This window comes from Streptomyces hesseae (genome assembly GCF_031845785.1).
Lineage (GTDB): Bacteria > Actinomycetota > Actinomycetes > Streptomycetales > Streptomycetaceae > Streptomyces > Streptomyces hesseae.
In genome coordinates this window covers 139311-160111 of the sequence record NZ_JAVRFI010000002.1, presented here as the reverse complement: position 1 = coordinate 160111, position 20801 = coordinate 139311, and the positions used below count along the sequence as shown (strand labels likewise).

The 20801-nt window shown below is 74.0% G+C and carries 11 protein-coding genes; 8 read left to right on the top strand and 3 right to left on the bottom strand.

The window, feature by feature from the left end; all coding sequences use genetic code 11:
- Positions 1–48: 48 nt before the first annotated feature.
- From RM609_RS03580 to RM609_RS03570, 3 genes are all read right to left on the bottom strand, one after another.
- Positions 49–1815, bottom strand: a complete 1767-nt coding sequence (locus RM609_RS03580) for a thiamine pyrophosphate-binding protein (RefSeq protein WP_311607846.1) — start codon at positions 1813–1815, stop codon at positions 49–51.
- Positions 1802–2512, bottom strand: a complete 711-nt coding sequence (locus RM609_RS03575) for an SRPBCC family protein (RefSeq protein WP_311607844.1) — start codon at positions 2510–2512, stop codon at positions 1802–1804. Before RM609_RS03575 ends, RM609_RS03580 begins: the two co-directional genes overlap by 14 nt.
- Before the next feature lie 151 nt (positions 2513–2663).
- Entirely contained in the window at positions 2664–3680 is a 1017-nt protein-coding gene (locus tag RM609_RS03570; RefSeq protein ID WP_311607843.1) for a 3-oxoacyl-ACP synthase III family protein, read from the bottom strand.
- Between the two features lie 304 nt (positions 3681–3984).
- On the opposite strand from RM609_RS03570, the gene RM609_RS03565 reads away from it, so the two are divergent.
- The 8 genes from RM609_RS03565 to RM609_RS03530 all read left to right on the top strand — a co-directional run bounded on the left by RM609_RS03565 (position 3985) and on the right by RM609_RS03530 (position 20778).
- A complete protein-coding gene (locus RM609_RS03565) occupies positions 3985–4947 on the top strand; it encodes a helix-turn-helix transcriptional regulator (RefSeq protein WP_311607842.1) in 963 nt (320 codons plus the stop codon).
- A gap of 85 nt (positions 4948–5032) precedes the next feature.
- On the top strand, positions 5033–5857 hold the full coding sequence (locus tag RM609_RS03560; protein ID WP_311608492.1) for an SDR family NAD(P)-dependent oxidoreductase: 825 nt from the start codon (positions 5033–5035) through the stop codon (positions 5855–5857).
- Positions 5858–6137: 280 nt separating this feature from the next.
- Positions 6138–12932: an SDR family oxidoreductase gene (locus RM609_RS03555; protein ID WP_311607841.1), complete on the top strand. Its 6795-nt coding sequence runs from the start codon at positions 6138–6140 to the stop codon at positions 12930–12932.
- A gap of 56 nt (positions 12933–12988) precedes the next feature.
- Positions 12989–17446 carry a beta-ketoacyl synthase N-terminal-like domain-containing protein gene (locus RM609_RS03550; RefSeq protein WP_438828387.1) on the top strand — a complete coding sequence of 1486 codons (4458 nt, stop codon included), beginning with the start codon at positions 12989–12991 and terminating at the stop codon, positions 17444–17446.
- Positions 17443–17763 (top strand): acyl carrier protein, encoded by a 321-nt coding sequence (locus RM609_RS03545; RefSeq protein ID WP_311607839.1) that lies wholly within the window; start codon positions 17443–17445, stop codon positions 17761–17763. The genes RM609_RS03550 and RM609_RS03545 overlap by 4 nt, the downstream gene beginning before the upstream one ends.
- The gene (locus RM609_RS03540) at positions 17760–18554 is read left to right on the top strand and encodes an alpha/beta fold hydrolase (protein WP_311607837.1); all 795 of its coding nucleotides are present in this window, start codon (positions 17760–17762) and stop codon (positions 18552–18554) included. Before RM609_RS03545 ends, RM609_RS03540 begins: the two co-directional genes overlap by 4 nt.
- Positions 18551–19717 (top strand): glycosyltransferase, encoded by a 1167-nt coding sequence (locus tag RM609_RS03535; protein ID WP_311607836.1) that lies wholly within the window; start codon positions 18551–18553, stop codon positions 19715–19717. Before RM609_RS03540 ends, RM609_RS03535 begins: the two co-directional genes overlap by 4 nt.
- The gene (locus RM609_RS03530; protein WP_311607834.1) at positions 19714–20778 is read left to right on the top strand and encodes a class I SAM-dependent methyltransferase; all 1065 of its coding nucleotides are present in this window, start codon (positions 19714–19716) and stop codon (positions 20776–20778) included. Before RM609_RS03535 ends, RM609_RS03530 begins: the two co-directional genes overlap by 4 nt.
- The last annotated feature ends 23 nt before the right edge of the window (positions 20779–20801 follow it).

Sequence of the window (20801 nt, the reverse complement as noted above, 5' to 3'; positions counted from 1 at the left end):
ACCGCGTCCGGTGGCCGCCGAGGGGCGGCCACCGGACACGGGCGGTGCTCAGCCGGCGAGTACCCGGCTGTCGGTGCGGCGGCCGACGGCGTACGTCGGCTCGTCCTCCGGGAGGAAGGCCGCGAAGGGCGGCACCTCCTCGACCGGAAGCCGCAGTTCGAGGACGCCCGGCAGATGCGCGTGGGCGTCGTGGTAGTCGGCGAGCCGGACCTGGAGCTCGTCCAGCGTGCCGGCGGTGCCGACCCAGAGCCGGTCCGGCCCGCCCAGCCCGTACGCCACCGTGGCCACGTCCAGCGACGGATAGCTCACGCACTCCAGCCGGGAGTCGAAGAACGTCTGCTGACGGGTGACGCACATGCCGTGCATGTTGTTGTTGAAGACCACGTACAGCACGGGCAGTCGCTCGGCCACGGCGGTGTGCACCTCGAAGCCGTTCATCAGGAACGCCCCGTCCCCGCAGAGGACCACCGACCGGGTGCCCGGTGCCGAGCCCAGCTGGGCGCCGATGGCCGCGGCGATGCTGTAGCCCATGCCGCCCATGCCCAGCGCTATGGTCGACGAGGTTCCTTCCGGCACGTGCGACAGATGGATCGCGGCCGAGGCGCAGTTGCCCGCGTCCAGCACGATGTGGCCGTCACGCGGCAGATACGGCTCGATGGCCCGGATCGCCTCGCTCTGCCGCAGGGTGTCGCGGGCGGTGCGGGGCGTACGCCCCCCGCCCGTGGCGGGCGCCAGACGTGGACGGTAGCGGAGCAGCTCGTAGTCGTCGGGCGGCGCCGCGGTGAACGGCTCGGCGTCGAGCAGCTCCAGCAGCGTACGGAAGACGGCCCCGGCGTCCCGCGCGACGACCAGGCCGGGCGCGGTGGCCCGCTCCGCCTCCCCGGGGTCGATGTTGACCACGGCGAGGTGCGCCGGGTCCAGCGGTCCCAGCGGCCCCCGGGTCATCACACCGAGCCCGGTGCCGACCGCGACGACCAGGTCCGACTCCTTGAGGTAGCGGTGCGCGGAGGGGTGTCCCACCACACCCGCCACTCCCAGGAACAGCGGGTCGTCATTGGGGAACTCGCCGCGCGCCGCCATGGTGGCGACCACCGGGACGCCCGCGCGGCGCGCGAACTCGGTGACGACGTCGGTGGCGCCGCTGCGGCGCACCCCGTGCCCGATGAGCAGCGCCGGGCGCTCGGCGAAGCGCAGCGCGTCGAACAGCGGGCGGACGGTGTGCGGGGCGGCCTCGGCGGGAGCGAGCAGCGCGGAGAGCTCGGCCGGGAAGTCCTCTGGGCGCGGCCCCACGGACAGTTCGAAGACGTCCCGGGGCAGCAGCAGCGCCACCGGGCCGGGCCGGCCGGTGAGCGCCGCGACGGCGGCGGCGTGGAGCTCGGGCCAGAAGTCGGCCGGGTCCTCGATCTTGGCCACGCGCTTGGTGGTGGCCCTCAGCAGCCCGACCGCGTCGACGGTGCGGCCTATCCCGGAGGAGTCCTGGAACGCGCCGCGCCCCTCCAGCTGGAGCGGCGGCTGCCCGATGAGGGCGAGGACCGGGACCGACTCCGCGTAGGACTCGGCGAGCCCGGCGAGGAGATTGACCATGCCGCCGCCGGAGGTGGCGCAGCAGACGCCGAGGGTGCGGTGGACCCGCGCCCGGCCGTCGGCCATGAACGAGGCGCCGTCCTCGCGCCGGGCCATCACCGACCGCAGCCGGTCGCCGCCCAGCCGGTTGATGGCGTCGTGGACGTGCTCGATATTGGCCCCGCTGACGCCGAAGACATGGCCGACGTCCCAGTCGCGGAGCGTGCTGACCAGCGCGTCATCCAGTCGCATCGTTCGGTCCCGACACGCTGGGGGAGCCGGCCGGGCCGACGGCGCCGACCGAGAACCGGTGCTCGAGGATGCGCTTGAGGTTCGCCATCTCCACCTTGTGGATCGCGTCGAACTGCGGCCAGATGTCACCGACCCAGTACCGGTCGTCGCGCGCCCGGCCGGCGGCTATGTACTCCGGCACGTCCGTGACCTCACGGTCGTAATAGGGGTGGCGGCAGTTGGTCCAGATGATCACCGTGCCGGGGCGGCGCAGGGTCGGCCACGCGTCGATGATCGTGAAGTAGTAGCGCATCCAGAGCTCCTGCCCCTGGTCCCAGGCGCAGGGCCAGACCACCTGGCCGTGCTGGGGACCCTTGGTGACCTCGGCCCGGATGAAGATCTCGGTGTTGGGCTGGATGGCCTCGCGGCCCCGGTAGAGCCCGCCACCGATGTGCCTCAGCTCCCGCATGCTGTACGACCATTCCTCGAGGGAACGGATGTCGGCGAGGTAGTCGAAAACCACGTCGTAGGGGACGTCGATGTGCTCGCCGAGTGTGCAGTAGGGGCCGAATATCTCCTCGTGCGAATAGGTTTCCTTGGTCATGCCGAGCATCACCTTGTGGATCTCTTCCGCATCGGTGTTCTCACAGCGAATGAGATCGAGCCGGGACAGGTCGGAACCGTCGGCAGGCACGGCGGGATTCGGTTCAGGCGTCATGACGCCTCCTTGAATACTGTGGTCCGGAAAGGTTACGGGAGCGGGGATCGCGCGGCCGTAAAGAATCCGTATGCATTCTTCGGCGGCATTGCGGATTTCCCCGGTGAATTCCCGGAATCAGCGCGGAGCGGCACACCGGATCCGGTGGTGCTCACGCGCGGGCGGCGGGCCAGCGCAGCGTCATGGCGCTGACCATGTCACCGCCGTTGGAGAAGGTGCCGAGAGCCAGGATGTCACCCGGCTTGACCAGGGAGTTGTCCAGCGCGTCGGCCAGCGTCACCGGGATCGAGCCCGCGAAGAGATTCCCGTACTTGGCCAGCGTGTCATGCGCGCGCGGTGGTTCGATGCCACAGCGCCTGCGCCACTCGGCGAGGTATTCGTCGTTCGGCTGGTGGGTGATGAGGAGCGAGACGTCCCGGCTCTCCAGACCGGCCCGCTCAAGGCTGACCCCCACGGCCTCCGGCACCAGGCGCATCGCGTTCGCGCGCAGCGCGTCGACGCTCTCCCGGGTGAAGTTGACCGTGATGGGGCCACAGCCCCGCTCCCAGAATTGCCGGAACTGTCCGTCCACCAGATCGGGTTCGAAGCGCAGCAGCCCGTAGTTCTCCCCGTGCGACCGCTCGTAGGTGGAGAGAATCGTTTGCTCACCCGGGGCCAGCAAGGTCGCGGTGGCGCCGTCGCCCAGGACGCGCGAGCGCGACGACTTCTGGAACTCCGGAAGCCGTGAGACGAAGTTGGTGACCGTGAGCACCACGACATTGCGGTGCTGCCCGGACTCGATGAAGGCGGCGGCCGTCCGCACTCCGGACAGCCAGGAGCAGCAGCTCGTGTCCACCTGGAGGATCATGGCGCGATCCGCGCCCACGGCCTTCTGCACCGCCGGGCCGATGCCCGGCCAGAAGGTGTCGTTGAAGACGCAGTTGTAGATGATGAGATCCACGTCCGTGGCCGCCACACCGGTACGGTTCAGCAGCTTCTCCACGGCGAGCGCCCCGAGTTCGGCGGAGCTGTGGTCCGGCGAGGCGAAGCGACGCTCCGCGACTCCCCGAAAAAATGGATCGTCCCCCAGGTCGTCACCGGCCGACTGCGACCCATTGGTGACGATTCGCTCGGGGAGGTAGTTGACGACATCGATGATCTGGGCAAAGTTCGCCCGGTTGTTGCGCACCCCGTAGTCCCCCCATGTAGCAACTCAGCCGTCGCGGGCACGGGTGAGTGCCTCAGCACCGGCCCCCGACACCTCGAGTATGCGGCGGTCGGCGTCCCCCGGGCCATGACGTACCGCTGTCCTATAGTGACCTGGCAACAACCGGATAGGGGTGTCCTATAGTGGCGTGGCAACAAGCGGAAAGCGTGGGAGCGAACAAGGACATTGAGAATGCCGGGGGGCAAAGTTGACCGATCTGGATTCGGCCTGCGTTTCCGTCTACACGCTGGCCTTGCAACACGGTTCTTTCGACGAAGTCGCGATCATGGAAAAGCTCGCCATCCCGCCGGATGAACTGGCCAGGGCCCGTGACACCCTCCACGCCATGGGGCTGCTCTCCGCGACCGGGGCCGGCGGCCCGCTCGTCCCCGTCCACCCGGAACTGGCCGAGGCCGTCGTGGTCGCCCCGCTCGAACGCGACATCCACGAACACGAGCGGCGCATCGCCCACCTCCGCGGCCAGCTCCACGCGCTGCTGCCCGTCTACCTCGACAGCGCTCCCTCGCCCCACCCGCCGGACGGCACCCGCACCATCCACGACCCCGAGGAGGTCCGGCGTCAGCTCGACGCCGCCGCCCGGCGCTGCCGCCACGAGGCCGTGATGATCCAGCCGAACGGCGGCCGCGACACGGACATCGTCCGCCACACGCGCGAGTGGAGCCTCGCCCTGCTGCGCAGAGGCGTGCGGATGCGCGTCGTCTACCAGCACGCCGAACGGGCCAGCCTGGCCACCCGCGCCTTCGTCTGCCAGGCCGCCGAGGCCGGCGCCGAGGTGCGCACCAGCGCCGAGGTCTGCGAGTACGTCGTCGTGTTCGACCGGTCCGTGGCCTTCGTACCCCAGGCGCCGGAGGGCGGCGCCGAGGGCGGCGCGGCGATGGTCACCAACGAGACGGTCGCCGACTTCATGCACCGCCGGTTCGAGGACGTCTGGGTCCTCGCCCAGCCCTTCGCCCCGCAGGAGGCCCGGTACGAGAAGGTCGTCGACGAGCTGAACCGCACCGTGCTGCGGCTGATGGCCGCCGGGCTGAAGGACGAGGTGATCGCCCGCCGCCTCGCCATCTCCACCAGAACGTGCCGCCGTTATATGAAGGCCGCGATGGCGGAACTCGGCGCCGTCAGCCGCTTCCAGGCCGGCGCCCGCGCGGCGCAGACGGGGCTGCTGCGCACACCGGGCGACGGCCTGCCGGCCGGGCCGGGGGCGGCCGCGCCGGTGGGGGTGGACTGGTAGGGCCGGATCGGCAAGGGCGCCGGGGAAACCGCGTCCGTATGATCGTGACGATATGTCAGTGATCAACTCCGGAGGCGGTACGACCATGACCGATCAGCGCGTTGTCATCGTGACCGGCGGCGGTACGGGCATCGGCGCCGCCACGGCCCGGCTCCTGCGCGCGGCCGGGCACCAGGTGGTGATATCCGGACGCCGCCCCGAGCCGCTGCGGCGCGTCGCCGAGGAGACCGGGGCCTTGGCCCACCCCTCCGACGCCACCGACCCCGAGGCCGTCACGGGCCTCGTCGACGCGGCCCTGGCCGCCTACGGACGGCTCGACGGCGTGGTGCTCAACGCCGGCGTCGGCCGCGGCGGAGCCGTCGGCGACCTCTCTGTCGAGGACTGGGGCACCGTCATCAGCACCAACCTCACCGGCCCCTTCCTACTCATGCGCGCCGCCCTGCCGCACCTGCTGGAGACCCGGGGCTCCGTGGTGGCCGTCGCCTCGGTCTCGGCCCTGCGCAACGGCGTGGCCAACGCCGCGTACGCCACCTCCAAGGCGGCCCTCCGCCAGCTCTGCTCCTCCCTCGCCGTCGACTACGGCCACCGCGGGCTGCGCGCCAACACCGTCTGCCCCAGCTGGATCCGCACGGAGATGGCCGACCGCCGCATGACCCGGTTCGCCGAGGAGGCGGGCCTGGGTGAGGGCGGCGCCGACGCCGCGTACGAGGAGGCGACCCGGCTCCTCCCCACGGGCCGCCCCGGCGCGCCCGAGGAGGTGGCCGAGGCGATCGCCTGGCTGCTCTCGCCCGCGGCCTCCTTCGTCAACGGCGCGACCCTCACCGTCGACGGCGGAGCGACGGCCGTCGACCCCGGCACCGCCGCGTTCGGCTTCCGTATCGAGCCGCGCGACGGCGGCACGGCAAGCTGACGACACGTCATTCCGGGGAGACGAGCGAACGGCTGGTCCGAGGGTGAGGTATTGAGGTCCGTTGTCAAGCGGAATACGATGCGCGGGCGCCGACGGGATTCCCGTATGCGCAACTGTGCGCCGTCCAAACGGACTTGCCCCTCCGGTTGCGGGCGTGAAACGGTAACCCGGAACGTTTGCTGCTGAGGCGCAAGCAACTGCGGAGGCGGGAGCGATCGTCCTTGCGTCCGGCTCCTCCGGCATCATCAGTTTCCAGAGTCCCTGGTGGGGAGCCGCCTCCGTGGTGCAGACAACCGTCATCGGTGTCAGTCCTTTCGGGGAGACCGATCCGCGACTCGTCGCGGCCGTCCGCGGAGCCGGTGGGCTCGGCGTCCTCGACCTCGGCGCCGGGGGCCGGCGGGCCCGCGAAGCCCTCTCCCTCACCCGCCGTTGGACCGGCGGCGCCTTCGGTGTACGCGTGGCGGAGGACTGCGCCCTCCGGCCGGACGAACTGCGCGACCGGCGTGAGCCGGGGCCCCACACCGTCCTGCTCGCCCCTGGGGCCGGCCGGCCCGCGGACTGGGGGCGGGACGTCACCGTCCTGGCCGAGGTCCGCTCCCGGGCCGAGGCCCGTGCCGCGGTACGGGCGGGGTCGGCGGGCATCGTCGCGCGCGGCAGCGAGTGCGGTGGCCCGGCCGGTGAACTGTCCACCTTCGTCCTGCTGCAACAGCTGCTCTCCGACCCGGAGTTGAGCGTTCCCGTCTGGGCGTGCGGCGGCATCGGGCCGAACACCGCCGCCGCGGCCGTCCTCGCGGGCGCCACCGGCGTCGTCCTCGACGTACAGCTCGCCCTGCTGGAGGAGGCGGCCACCCCGCCCGCGCTCGCCCGCCTGCTGCGCGCGACGGACGGCACCGGCACGGTCCTCGCCGACGGACGGCGCCTGCTGGACCGCGACCGACCGGGCCTCCCCGCCGAACTGCGGGACCGCCCCGTCCCGCTCGGACAGGACGCCTTCCTCGCCCGCCGTTTCGCCCGGGACCACCGCACGGTGGGCGCCGCGGTACGGTCCGTGCGCGAGGGCATCGACCGCGCGCTCAGGACCCCCGGCGCGGCGACGGCACTGCTCCCCGGCTCGGCCCTCAGCCGCTCCTTCGGAACCGGGCTCCCCGTCGCGCAGGGGCCGATGACACGGGTCAGCGACCAGGCGCGGTTCGCCGGCGCCGTCGCCGAGGGCGGCGCCCTGCCGTTCGTCGCGCTGGCCCTCGCCGGTCCCGAGCGGACCAGGTCCCTCCTGGAGGAGACCGGGGCCGCGCTCGGCGGGCGGCCCTGGGGCGTCGGCATCCTGGGCTTCGCGCCGGACGACGTGCGCGCCGCCCAGCTGGAGGCCGTGCGCGAGCTCCGGCCCACCCACGCCATTCTCGCGGGCGGCCGCCCCGCGCAGGCCGCCGCGCTGGAAGCCCAGGGCATCCGCACCTTCCTGCAGGTCCCCACCCCCGGGCTGCTCGGCCAGTTCCTCGACGCGGGGGCCCGGCGGTTCGTCTTCGAAGGCGCCGAGTGCGGCGGCCATGTCGGCCCCAGCAACTCCTTCCCGCTCTGGGAGGCCCAGCTGGCCGTCCTGGAGGACTTCCTGGACGCCCGGCCGCGGCACGAGGAGCCACCGGGGATCGAGGTGCTGTTCGCGGGCGGGGTGCACGACGAGCGCTCCGCGACGATGGTCGCCGCCCTGTCCGCCGGGCTCACCCGACGCGGCGCCGCGGTCGGCGTCCTGATGGGCACCGCGTACCTCTTCACCCACGAGGCGGTCGAGTGCGGCGCGGTCCGGCCGGCGTTCCAGCGCACCGTGCTCACCGCCGAGAGCACCGTCCTGCTGGACACCGCGCCCGGCCATGTCACCCGCTGCGTACCCAGCCCCTTCACCGACACCTACCGCACGCACCAGGAGGAGCTGCGGCGCCAGGGCGTTCCCAGACGAGAGGCCTGGGAGCGGCTGGAGCGGCTCAACCTCGGACGGTTGCGCATCGCCAGCAAGGGCGTCGAGCGCGTCGACGGCGCACTCCGCGAGGTGGACGAACAGCGGCAGTTCGACGAGGGCATGTTCATGGCCGGGGAAGTCGCCGTGCTGCGCGACGCCACCACGACCGTCGCCGAACTGCACCGTGACGTCACCCACCGCGCGGCCGCCTTCTACGAGCGGCGGGCCGCGGAACTGACCGGCGGGGCGACGACCGGCACCGCGTCCACGCCCGTGCCGCCCCCGCTCGACGTCGCGATCATCGGCATGGCCGGCATGTTCCCCGGAGCCCCCGACCTGCCCGCTTTCTGGGCCCAGGTGCTCGACGGCGCGGACGCCGTGACCGAAGTGCCCGACGACCGCTGGGACCGGGCCCTCCACCACGGCGCGGAAGCGCCCGCGCACGACACCTCGGCCTCCCGATGGGGCGGCTTCCTGCCGGGAATCCCCTTCGACCCGCTGCGCTTCGGCATTCCGCCGTCCTCGCTCGCCTCCGTCGACCCCGTGCAGCTGCTCGCCCTGGAGGCGGCCCGGCGAGCCCTCGCCGACGCGGGCTACGAGCGGCGTGACTTCCCGCGTGCGCGCACCGCCGTGATCTTCGGGGCCGAGGCGGGCAGCGACATGTCCAACGCGACCACGCTGCGCACCGTCCTGCCGTCCTATCTGGGCGGACGGCTCCCGGAGGACCTGGCTGAGCAGCTGCCCGCCCTCACCGAGGACTCCTTCCCCGGGATGCTCGCCAACGTCATCTCCGGCCGGATCGCCAACCGCCTGGACCTCGGCGGGGCCAATTACACCGTGGACGCCGCCTGCGCCTCCTCGCTGGCAGCCGTCGACATCGCCTGCAAGGAGCTGACGACGGGCGCGGCGGACCTCGTCCTGTGCGGCGGCGCCGACCTGCACAACGGCATCAACGACTACATCCTCTTCTCGTCCGTGCACGCGCTGTCCCCCACCGGCCGCTGCAGGACCTTCGACGCCGGGGCGGACGGCATCGCCCTGGGCGAGGGCGTCGCCTGCGTGGTGCTCAAACGACTGGCCGACGCGCGGCGCGACGGCGACCGGATCTACGCCGTCGTCAAGGGCGTCGGTTCCTCCAGCGACGGACGCTCCCGCGGCCTGACCGCGCCCCGGCCGGAGGGCCAGCGCACGGCGCTGGAGCGGGCCTACGCCCAGGCCCGGATCTCACCGGCCCGGGTCGGCCTGGTCGAGGCGCACGGCACCGGCACGGTGGTCGGTGACCGTACCGAACTCGAGGTGCTCACCGAGGTGTTCCGGGAATCGGGGGCGGTACCGGGCGGATGCGTGATCGGTTCGGTGAAGTCGCAGATCGGCCACACCAAGTGCGCGGCCGGTCTCGCCGGTGTGATCAAGACGGCTCTGGCGCTGTACACCGGGGTGCGCCCGCCGACCCTGCACATCCGGCGGCCCAATCCGGCGTGGCGGCCGGAGAGCAGCCCGTTCGCCTTCCACCGACGGGCCCTGCCCTGGGCCACGCCGCCCGGGGAACGGGTGGGCGGAGTGAGCGCCTTCGGCTTCGGCGGCACCAACTTCCACGTGGTGCTGCGCGGGGGTGACGACGGGGCGCCGCCGCGTCAGGCCGCCGACGCCTGGCCCGCCGAGCTGTTCCTGTTCCGCGGCGAGGCGGCGATCGAGGAACTGCTGCGACTGGCGGAGACGGACGCGGACCGAGCGGTCGCGGGAACGGCCGTCGCCGCGGGCGGGAGGGCCACGGCCCACTGGCGGCCGTGGCGGCTCCGCGACCTGGCACGCACGGCGGCGCGCCGGGCCGCGGACCCGGCCGCCGGGCCGGTCACCGCGGCCGTGGTCGCCGCCGGGCTCGACGAACTGCCCGGCCTGCTACGGGCCGCGCTGTCGGGCCACGAGGTGCCGGGCGTCCTCACGGCCGGGGCCGGACGGAACGACGACCACGCGGCCACCGCCGGGCACGGGACCGGCACACTGGCCTTCCTCTTCCCCGGCCAGGGCAGCCAGCGACCCGGCATGCTGGCGGACCTGTTCACCGCCTTCCCCGAGACGCACGAGCACCTGCGCCGGGCCCCGGTCGCCGCGATGTTCCCGCCGGCCGTGTTCGACCAGGCCGGCCGGGAAGCGCAGCGTGCCCATCTGGCCGACACCCGACGGGCCCAGCCCGCCCTGGGGGCCGCCGGCCTCGCCGTCCACGACGTGCTGTCGAAGCTCGGAGTCCGCCCCGACATGGTGGCCGGCCACTCCTACGGGGAACTCGTGGCGCTGTGCGTGGCCGACGCGTTCTCCGCCGCGGATCTGCCGGAGCTGAGCGAACTGCGCGCCGAGGCGATGCTGAGCGCGGCCGGGGACGAGCCGGGCACCATGGCCGCCGTCACAGCGGGGGCGGCCGCCGTGGAAGCCGTACTGGCCGGGGCCGGGCTCGCCGGCCACGTGGTGGTCGCGGGCCACAACTCCCCGTCCCAGACGACGGTCGCGGGGCCGGACCAGGCGGTGCGCCGAGGAGTCGCGGCGCTGAAGGACGCCGGTTTCGGCGTCCAGCCGCTCGACGTGGCGTGCGCCTTCCACAGCCCGATGATGGCGGGCGCGGCGGAGACCTTCGCCGAGGTGCTCTCCTCCCGCCCCTTGCGGGCACCGCAGATCCCGGTGTGGTCCGGGCTGACGGCGACCCGCTACCCGGCGGACACCGCGGAGCTGCGGGCCCGGCTCGCCGGGCAGATCACGGCGCCGGTGCGCTTCACCGAGCAGATCGAGGCGATGTACGCGGCCGGAGCGCGGATCTTCGTCGAAGCGGGCCCGGGCACCGCGCTCACCGGCCTGGTGCGCGCCACCCTCGGCGACCGGCCGCACCTGGCCGTCCCCTTCGAGCCGCACCCCGAGGCGGGGCTGCGCGGCCACCTGGAGGCGCTGGCCCGGCTGGCGGTCTCGGGCGGCGTCCACGTCGACGCGGAAGCGCTGTTCGCGGGCCGGGACGCGGTGGTGGCCGAGCCCGGGCGGACGCCGGAGCGCCCCGGCTGGATCGTGGACGGGCACCTGGTCCGCACCGCGGACGGCGGGCTGCTTCCCGGAGGCATGCGGCCGGCCCGGCCGATCGCACCGCTGACACCGGCCCCGGGCGGTGACGGCGCGAACGGGACCGCGGGGGCGGACCGGGCGGCCCTGCTCCAGGACTTCCTGCGCGGCAGCCGCGAGATGATCGCGGCGCAGCGGGACGTCCTGCTGACGTACTTCGGCGAGACGGCGGCCATCCCGCCCCAAGCCCCCGTGCCGGTGACGGAGACGGCCGCCGTTCCGGCGGCGGCGATGGCTGTTCCCGAGGAAGCCGACGAGCCCGACCTGTTGCGCACGGTGCTGGCGGTCATCAGCGAACGGACCGGCTACCCCGTGGAGATGCTCGACCCCCGGCTCGACCTCGAGGCCGATCTGAGCGTGGACTCGATCAAGCGGACGGAGATCGCGGGCGAACTGGTGAAACGGCTGGGAGGCACGGGAGCGCGGATCCCGGACGACGCGGACCTGGAGAGCCTGACCCGCGCACGGACAGCCGCGTCGATCGTGGAGTGGATGGACGCGCACACGGGTGGTCCGGCAGAAGCCGGGACTCCCACCACACGCCCGGAGCGGGAGCCGGACGACACCGCGGCCACGGAGCCGACCGGAATCGCGCCCCGGCGGTACGTCCTGCGGAGCGTGGCCCTGGACGGCGCGCCGCCGCCGGACGGCTTCGCCGCCCTGCGCGACACCCACCTCCTCGTGCTCGGCGGCGACGACCGTACCGCCCAGGCCCTCCTCGCCCGGCTCCGGGAGCACGGAGCGCACGCCACCCGCTCCGACGACACGCCCCGGGATCCGGCCGGACCGCTGGACGGAGTGGTCCTCCTGCCCGGGCCCGTGCTGCCGGGCGCCTTCCCCCTCCTGAAGGATCTGCTCCGGCGAGGCCCGCGCCGTCTGCTGTGTGTCCGGCCGGCCGAGGACGGCGGCACGGGCGATGGCATGGGCGGTTTCCTCCGCACCGTCGCCCGCGAGTATCCGGACACGACAGCCCGCCTGGTGTCCGTCCCCGACGGACGGAACGCCGGCGAATGGGCGGACACGGTCGTCGGGGAACTCCTCGCACCCGACCGGGAACCCGTCGTCGTCCGCACCGAGGACGGCCGGCGGTTCGGCGTCGAGCCGCGGGAAGCCCCGCTGGGCCCGCTGCTCACGGACGACGAGTCCACGGCGGAGCGGGCGGCCGCAGCCCTCGGGCTCGGGCCGGAGTCCGTCCTGCTGTTCGCGGGCGGGGCACGCGGCATCGCCGCGCGCGTCGCCGTGGCCCTCGCGGCGGCCGCCCGCTGCCGGGTCGAACTGCTCGGTCGTACCGCCCTGGCCGACGCCCCCGAGCCGCCCGGCATCGCGGGCGTCGACGGGCGCGCCGCGCTGCGGGCCGCACTCGCCGGGCGCGGCGAGCTCCGCCCCGCGGAGATCGACCGGCAAGCCGGCCTCGTCCTGGCCCGCCGGGGGATCGAGGCGACCCTCGCCGCGATCCGCGCGGCCGGTGGCGAGGGCGGATACCGCTCCGTCGACCTGCGGGACGCGGAGGCCGTCGAGCAGGCGGTCAAGGAGATCCACGCCCGCCACGGACGAATCGACGGCCTGGTGCACGCCGCCGGAGTCATCGAGGACAGGCTCATCGCCGACAAGGACCCGGCGTCCTTCACCCGCGTCCACGAGACGAAGGCGGAGAGCGCCCGTACGCTCTTCGCCGCGTTGCGCAGGCTCCCCGCGCCACCCCGCTTCACCGTACTGTTCGGCTCCGTCGCGGCCGTCCACGGCAACCGGGGGCAGGCGGACTACGCCGCGGCCAACGACGCCCTCGCCGTACTGGGCGGAGCATGGCACCGCTCCACGGGCACACGGGCGTTGACCGTCCACTGGGGGCCCTGGGCCCCGGACGGTACGCACGGCGGGATGGTCGGCCCGGAACTCGCCCGGGAGTACGCCCGGCGCGGCGTCGGCCTGATCGACCCGAGGGAGGGGACACTCGCCCTGCTGCGCGAACTGACCTGGGGTGACGACGACACGCGCGAGGTCGTCTACGCCGCTCCGGGGTGGTGACGGTGCGCCACGGTCGTTCCGGGAATCCCGCACAGGAACCGGTGGCCGTCACCGGCATGGCGGTCACGCTGCCCGGCGCGGACGACCTGGACCGCTACTGGCACAACCTCCGCACCGGCGTGGACGCCATCACCGAGACGCCGCCGGGGCGCTGGGACGAGGACGAGTACCGCTCCGGTGCCATCTACTGCCGGCGCGGCGGCTTCGTCGACGACCGGCTCACCGGCTTCGACCCCGTCGCCTTCGGCATCATGCCGGACTCCGTCCCGGCCACCGAGCCCGACCAGCTGATCGCCCTGCGTACGGCCGCCGCCGCGATCGCCGACGCGGGCGGCCTTTCCACGGTGGATCCCGCACGGACCGGAGTGGTGCTGGGCCGCGGCGGCTACCTCACGGCCGGGCTGGCGCGACTCGACCAGCGCGTCCGCACCGCCGGCCAATTGACCCGCACCCTGCGGGAACTGCTGCCCGAGCTCGGCGAGGAGCGGCTGACCCGGGTCCGTACCGCCTTCGAGGAGGCCCTGGGACCGGACAGCCCCGAGGCGGTCATCGGCCTGGTCCCCAACTTCGCCGCCTCGCGCATCGCCAACCGGCTCGACCTGCGCGGCCCCGCCTACACGGTCGACGCGGCCTGCGCCTCCTCCCTGCTGGCGGTCGACCAGGCCGTGGGCGAGCTGACCGCGGGACGCTGCGACGTGATGCTCGCCGGAGGCGTGCACCACTGCCACGACGTGACCCTGTGGTCGGTGTTCGCCCGGCTCGGGGCCCTCTCCCCGACACAGCGGATCCGCCCCTTCCACCGGGACGCTGACGGTGTGCTCATCGGCGAGGGCACCGCGGTGCTCGTCCTCAAACGGCTCGCCGACGCCGTGCGCGCCGGCGACCGGGTCTACGCGGTGATCCGGGGCACCGGAGTGGCCGGCGACGGGCGCGCCGCCACCCTGGTGAACCCGGACCCGGACGGTCAGACCCGGGCGGTCCGGCTCGCCTGGGAGGCGGCCGGCCTGGACCCCGCCGCCCCCGGCGCGATCGGTCTGCTGGAGGCGCACGGCACGGGAACCCCCAACGGCGACGCGGCCGAGATCACCACGCTGCGCCGGGTGTTCGGCACCCCGCGCGCACCGGACGCGGTGATCGGCTCGGTCAAGTCGATGATCGGCCACACCATGCCGGCGGCGGGCGCCGCAGGCCTGGTCAAGGCCGCACTGGCGCTCCACCACCAGGTGCTGCCGCCCACCCTCCACTGCGACGACCCCCACCCCGGGTTGCTCGCCACCCGCTTCCGCCCGTCCGCGGTGGCCCGCCCCTGGGAGGCGGAGGTGCGCCGGGCCGGGGTGAACGCCTTCGGCTTCGGCGGCATCAACGCCCACGTGGTCCTGGAGGAGTTCCACCCCACGGCCGGCAGGAGGAGATCCTCGTCCACGGCACTCCACGTGGCCGAGCCCGAACCCGTCCTGCGGATCGCCGCGGACACCACCGGGGAACTGCGCGCGCTGCTCGACGCCGAGGACGCCCTCCTGCGCGCGGGAGGGGACATCGGCACCGGAGGCGCCCGGCTGGCCGTGGCCGGGCCCGGGGGCGAACGGCTCGCGCTGGCCCGCAAGGCGGTCGCCCGCGGCCGGGCCTGGGGCGGCCGCCGCGAGGTGTGGTTCGCGCCCCGGCCGCTGCTCGGACCGGCCGGCGGCGGCCGCACCGCCTTTCTCTTCCCCGGCCTGGAGGCCGGGTTCACCCCCCAGGGCGAGGACGTCGCCCGCCACTTCGGACTGCCCCGGCCCACCTGGCAGCAGGCCCGGGTCGGCGCCGTGGCCGAACACGGCGCCGGTGTCGTCGACGCGGGCCGCCTCCTGGCCACCGCGCTGCGCCGCGCCGGTGTCACCCCCGACGCCCTGGCCGGGCACAGCGTGGGGGAGTGGGCCGCCATGGCCGTCGGCGGCATCTTCGCCGACAAGGAAGTGGACGCCTTCCTCAAGGACTTCGACCCCCTGGCCCTGCTGGTCCCGGACCTGGTCTTCATGACCTTCGGGGCCCCCGCCGACCAGGTGGAGGCGGCCCTGGCCGGGATCGGCGAGGTGGTGCTCTCCCACGACAACGCCCCGCACCAGTCGGTGATCTGCGGCCCCGCGGCCCAGGTGGAGAAGGTGACGGAACGCCTGCGCCGCGACGGCGTGATCGGCCGCGCGCTGCCCTTCGCGTCCGGCTTCCACACGCCCATGCTGGCGCCCTACCTGGGGCCCATCCGGGAGGCGATGCGGCGCTTCACCCTGCACCGGCCCTCGGTACCGGTCTGGTCGGGCACGACCTGCGCGCCGTTCCCCGACCGGGAGACCGAGGTCCGCGAGCTGGCCGTACGCCACCTCCTGGAGCCGGTCCGGTTCCGCGGACTCGTCGAATCCCTGTACGCGTCCGGGTTCCGGGCCTTCGTCCAGGCCGGTCAGGGCCAGCTGCCCGCCCTGACCGGGGACATCCTCGCCGGGCGCGAGCACCTGGCGGTCACGGCCGCGGCCACCGACGGCGACGGCCTGGGCCAGTTGCGACGGGCCGTGGCCGGGCTGTGGGCCTACGGGGCCGAGCCCGACGTCGCCGCCCTCCACCCCCGGGGAGGCCGGGCCATCCGTACCGTCCCGGCACCCCCCGCCGGCACGCCCGAACGGACGGGCGTACGGCTCGGCCTGGACGCCGGACCCGTCCGCCTCGAACCCGTCACCCGCGACCGGCTCCGTACGGTGCTGCGCGAGGCACTCACCGGCGGGGGGACGCCCGGAGTCCCGCAACTCGACGGAGTCGCGGGGCGGTTCGCGGAAGCGGCACAGCTGCGCGCCCTGCTGACCGAGACGGCCGACACGGCCGCGGCCCTCTTCGCGGCGCACGACGGACCGGGGAGCTCCGCACCGGTCCCGGTGCGGACGACGGCGATCCCGGACGCCAGGACCTCCCGCCCCGGCCCCGCGACACCGCGCCCCACGGCGGACCCCGGCCGGACCACCACGGTCCGGGTCGCCCTCGACACCATGCCGTACCTCGCCGACCACTGCTTCTACCGGCAGCGACCGGACTGGCCCGACATCGGCGACCGCTGGCCGGTGGTCCCCGCGACCACCATGATCCGGCACATGTCCGAAGCGGTGGCCGCGCCGCCCGGCACCGGTGTCACCGTCGCCGTCCGCGGCGCCCGCTTCCTCGCCTGGCTCGTCGCCGAACCGGCCGTCGACGTGGCGGTGACCGTCCGGGGCGTCCCCGGCCGTCCGGGCCGCCATACCGTGGAGTTCGGCCGGTACGCGCGCGCGGAGACCGAGACGGCCCCCCGCCACCCGGCACCCCCCGCCCGCTGGCCCGTTCCGGCCGGCGAGGAGACGCCCACCGTCTCGGCCCGGCGGATGTACGACGAGCGCTGGATGTTCCACGGCCCGCTCTTCCAGGGCGTCACCACGGTCACCGGGATCGGCGCACGGCACGTCCGGGGCGTGCTCACCGCTCCGCCCGCACCCGGCGCGCTCCTCGACAACGCCGGACAGCTGCTCGGCTACTGGCTGATGGCCACCCGCTCCGACCGCACGGTGGTACTGCCGGCCGGCATCCGCGACATCCGCTTCCACGGCCCGGAACCCACGCCGGGCCAGCGCCTCGACTGCCACATCCGCATCACCTCCCTCACCGAGACCCTGTTGGCAGCAGACATCCAGCTCAGCCACCGCGGAACCGTCTGGTGCGAGATCGACGGCTGGGAGGACCGCCGGTTCGACTCACCGCCCGCCACCGACGCCATCCGGCGCCACCCGGAGCACAGCACCCTGGCCCGGATCCAGCCCGGCGGCTGGCACCTGGTCTTCGAGCACTGGCCCGACCCGGCCTCCCGCGAGCTGATGATGCGCAACGTGCTGGGCGGCGCCGAACGGGACGCCTACGCGGCCCGGTCCCCGCAGGGCAGACAGCAGTGGCTGCTCGGCCGGATCGCCGCCAAGGACGCGGTACGCCATCACCTGTGGCGGCACGGCGCCGGCCCGGTCTACCCCGCCGAGATCCGCGTACGCAACGACGACAGCGGCCGACCGCACCCGGAAGGCGTGCACGGCAGGGAACTGCCGCCCCTGGAGCTGTCCCTCGCCCACTGCGCGGAAGCCGCGGTCGCCCTGGTACGCCCCGCGGGCACCGCCCCCACCGGCATCGACATCGAAGAGATCACCGAGCGGCCCACGGCGACCCACGACGCGGTCCTGGCCCCCGAGGAGATCCCGCTCCACAACCGCCTCGGCGGCGACGCGCGCACCCTCGTCCGCTTCTGGGCGGCCAAGGAAGCCGCGGCCAAGGCCGAGGGAACCGGCCTGCGCGGCAGACCGCGGGACTTCCGCGTCACCACCGCCGACGACGACCGCCTGACGGTACGCACACCCTCCGGCCGCACCCACTCCGTGTCCCTCGCCGAGACCCGCAACCCGGCGGGCCTGCGCCCCCGCCGCTACGTCGTCGCCTGGACCGAGGACACCCACCGGCAGCACCACGAGGAGACCCCCTCATGACCACCACCCCCACACCCGACGCCGTCACCTCCCACCCGGAGCCCGGCGAACGCGCCGTTCTCGCCGAGCTCACCGAGGCCCTGCACACCGTGATCCCCGAGCTCGGCCTCGAAGGCACCGCCGTCACCATGGACACCCGCTTCGTCGAGGACCTCGATCTGGAGTCCATCGACCTGGTCACCCTCACCGCCGAGCTCGGCCGCCGCTACGGCGACCGCGTCGACTTCCCGGCCTTCTTCGCCTCCCTCGAACTCACCGAGATCATCGGGCTCTCCGCCGGCCGGATGGTCCGCTACATCACCGGACGCCTGGGGTGACGGCAACCCGCCACCCGCGCCTGAACACCGCCCGCATCGGGCCGCCCGGCCGGGATCCCGTCGTCCTGGTGCACGGCATCGCCACGGACAACCTGACCAGCTACTACTTCACCGTGGCCCCCGCCCTCGCGGCGGCCGGGCACGACGTGCTCATGTACGACCAGCGCGGCCACGGCCGCAGCGAACGCCCGCCCACCGGCTACCGCCTGGAGGACTTCACCGGCGACCTCGCCGCCCTCCTCGACGACACGCGCCTCGCCGGTCCGGTTCACCTGGTGGGGAACTCCTTCGGCGGCACCGTCGCCCTCGACTACGCCCTGCGCCACCCCGACCGGGTCGCCGGCGTCCTGGTCGTGGAGTCCGAACCACCCACCGCGGCCTGGGCGGCGAAGATGAGCACCCTGCTGGGGGGCTCGGCGCACAGGCTCCACGACGAGCGGGCCCTGCCCTGGATCGAGCGCACCTACGGATGGCACGCGGCCCGGCTGGTCCGCCAGGCCCGCCCGCTGCTGCACGGGACGACGATCGCCGAGGACATCGCGGCCAGCCGCATACCCCCCGAGGAACGCTGGCGGGACCTCGACCTGCCCGTCCTCGCGGTGTACGGGGCCACCTCAGACCTCGCCGCCATGGCGCCCCGGATGGAGTCCCTGCTCCCCGGCTGCCGTACCCACCAGGTGCCGGGCCACGGCCACTCCGTGCTGGTGGGCGCCCCGGCGACCATCGGCGCGCTCATCCTCGACTGGGTCCGTGCGGGCCACCGGCACCGCGCGGAGGCCGTACGGGTATGAGCCGGTTCCTCTTCGTGGTGCCGCCGCTCGTCGGGCACATCAACCCGGCCGTCGCGGTGGCCGCCGAACTCACCCGGCGCGGACACCACGTCGCCTGGGCCGGACACCCCGGACTCGTCGAAGAGCTGGCGGGGCCCGGGGCCGGGATCCACGCCTGCGCGGTACCCGGGGATCCGCGGCGGGCACCCGAACTGCGCGGGGTCGCCGCGCTGCGCTTCCTGTGGCAGGACTTCCTCGGGCCGCTCGCCACGGCGATGGCGCCCGGCGTGGAGAAGGCCGTGGCCGAATTCCGCCCGGACGTGATCGTCACCGACCAGCAGGCGCTCGCCGGGGCCCTGGTGGCCGAACGGCTCCGCATCCCCTGCGCCACCTCCGCGACCACGTCCGCCGAATTCTCCGGCCCGCTCGCCGGGACGCCGAAGGTGGCGGAGTGGATCCGAGGGCTGCTGGGCGAGCTGCGCGCCGCGCTCGGCGACCCGTCACGGACCCACGATCCCCGCTTCTCACCGGACCTCGTCCTCGCCTTCACCACCACCGCCCTCGCGGGCGAGAGCGCGGTCCCTCCGCAGACCCGCTTCGTGGGCCCCGCCCTCACCGGGCGGCCCGAGCCGGTCCCTTTCCCCTGGGAGCGGCTGGACCCCGCACGGCACACCGTCCTGGTCTCCCTCGGCACCGCCAACACCGGTCTCGGCGACCGCTTCCTCACCGAGTGCGCGGCGGCCGTACGGGAGCGCGCAGGGCATGTCCAGGCCGTCATCGCCGACCCGGGCGGGGCGCTCGACGGCACCGCGGACGACGCCGTGCTGCCCGTACGCCGGGTGCCGCAACTCGCCCTGCTGCGACGGGTGTCCGCGGTCGTCTGCCACGCCGGCCACAACACCGTCGCCGAGAGCCTGCTGCACGGGGTGCCGCTGGTCGTCGCCCCGATCCGGGACGACCAGCCCGTGATCGCCGCACAGGTCACCACGGCCGGAGCCGGGATCCGGATCCGGTTCGGCCGTGGCGACCGCCACACGATCGGCGCCGCGCTGGACGGCGTCCTCACCACCCCCGGATACCGCGCGGCCGCCTGCCGCGTGCGCGACTCCTTCCGCTCGGCGGGCGGCGCCGCCGCGGCGGCCGCACACCTCGAAGCGGTTGCCACACGACAGGGAGAACCATGAACCGGACCCAAGAGGTCGCTCAGCTCCGTATCGCGTACCAGCGCGAACTCGCCGGCGGCACGGACCGCTTCCACGCGCCGAGGCGCACCACATGCCCCTGGTGCGACTCCTCCCGGCTGCGGACCCGGCTGCGCACCGTCGACCTGCTCCAGCACAAGCCCGGCACCTTCGTGATCGACCAGTGCCGCGACTGCTCCCACTCCTTCCAGAACCCCCGGCTCACGCCCGAGGGGCTGGACTTCTACTACCGGGACTTCTACGACGGCCTGGGCGCCGAGCTGACGGAATGGGTCTTCAACGGCGGTGGCAACCGCAAGCGCTACCTCGCCAGCGCCCGTGCCCTCCTCCCGTTCGGAACCCCCCGCCGCTGGCTGGACGTCGGCACCGGACACGGCCACTTCCCCCAGAGCGCCAAAACGGTCCATCCGGCCACCGTCTTCGACGGCCTCGACATCAGCGAGGGTGCCGAGGAGGCCGAGCGCCAGGGCCGGATCGACGAGGCACACCGCGGCCTCCTCACCGACCTCGCTCCCAAGCTGGAGGGCAGGTACGACGCGGTGAGCATGTTCCATTACCTCGAGCACACCATCGACCCGCGCGCGGAGCTGACCGCCGCCCGCACGGTCCTCGCACCCGGTGGCCACCTGATCATCGAGGTCCCGGACCCGGAGTGCGTGTCGAGCGGGATCCTGGGCCGCTGGTGGATGCCGTACTTCCAGCCCCAGCACCTGCACCTCATCCCGCTCGCCAACCTCCGCCGCGAACTGGAGTCGCTCGGCTACACCGTCGTCGCCGTCGAACGGCACGAGCCGCACATCCCGTTCGATCTCACCGGCGCCGCGGTCCTCGCTCTCGCCCACGCCCTGCCGCCCGCCGACGACCCCTGGTACCCCGCTCCGCCCAGCGGCCTCCAGCGCAAGGCCCGTGCGGCCCTGTTCTGGTCGTCCGTCCCCCTGCTGGCCGGTGTGTACGGTGCGGAACAGCTGCTCGCCCCGCTCCTGCGCCGGACGCGGCTCTCCAACGCGTACCGGGTCGTGGCACGGTACGGAACCGCGGCCTGATCCCGGTACTCCGCCATCCACAC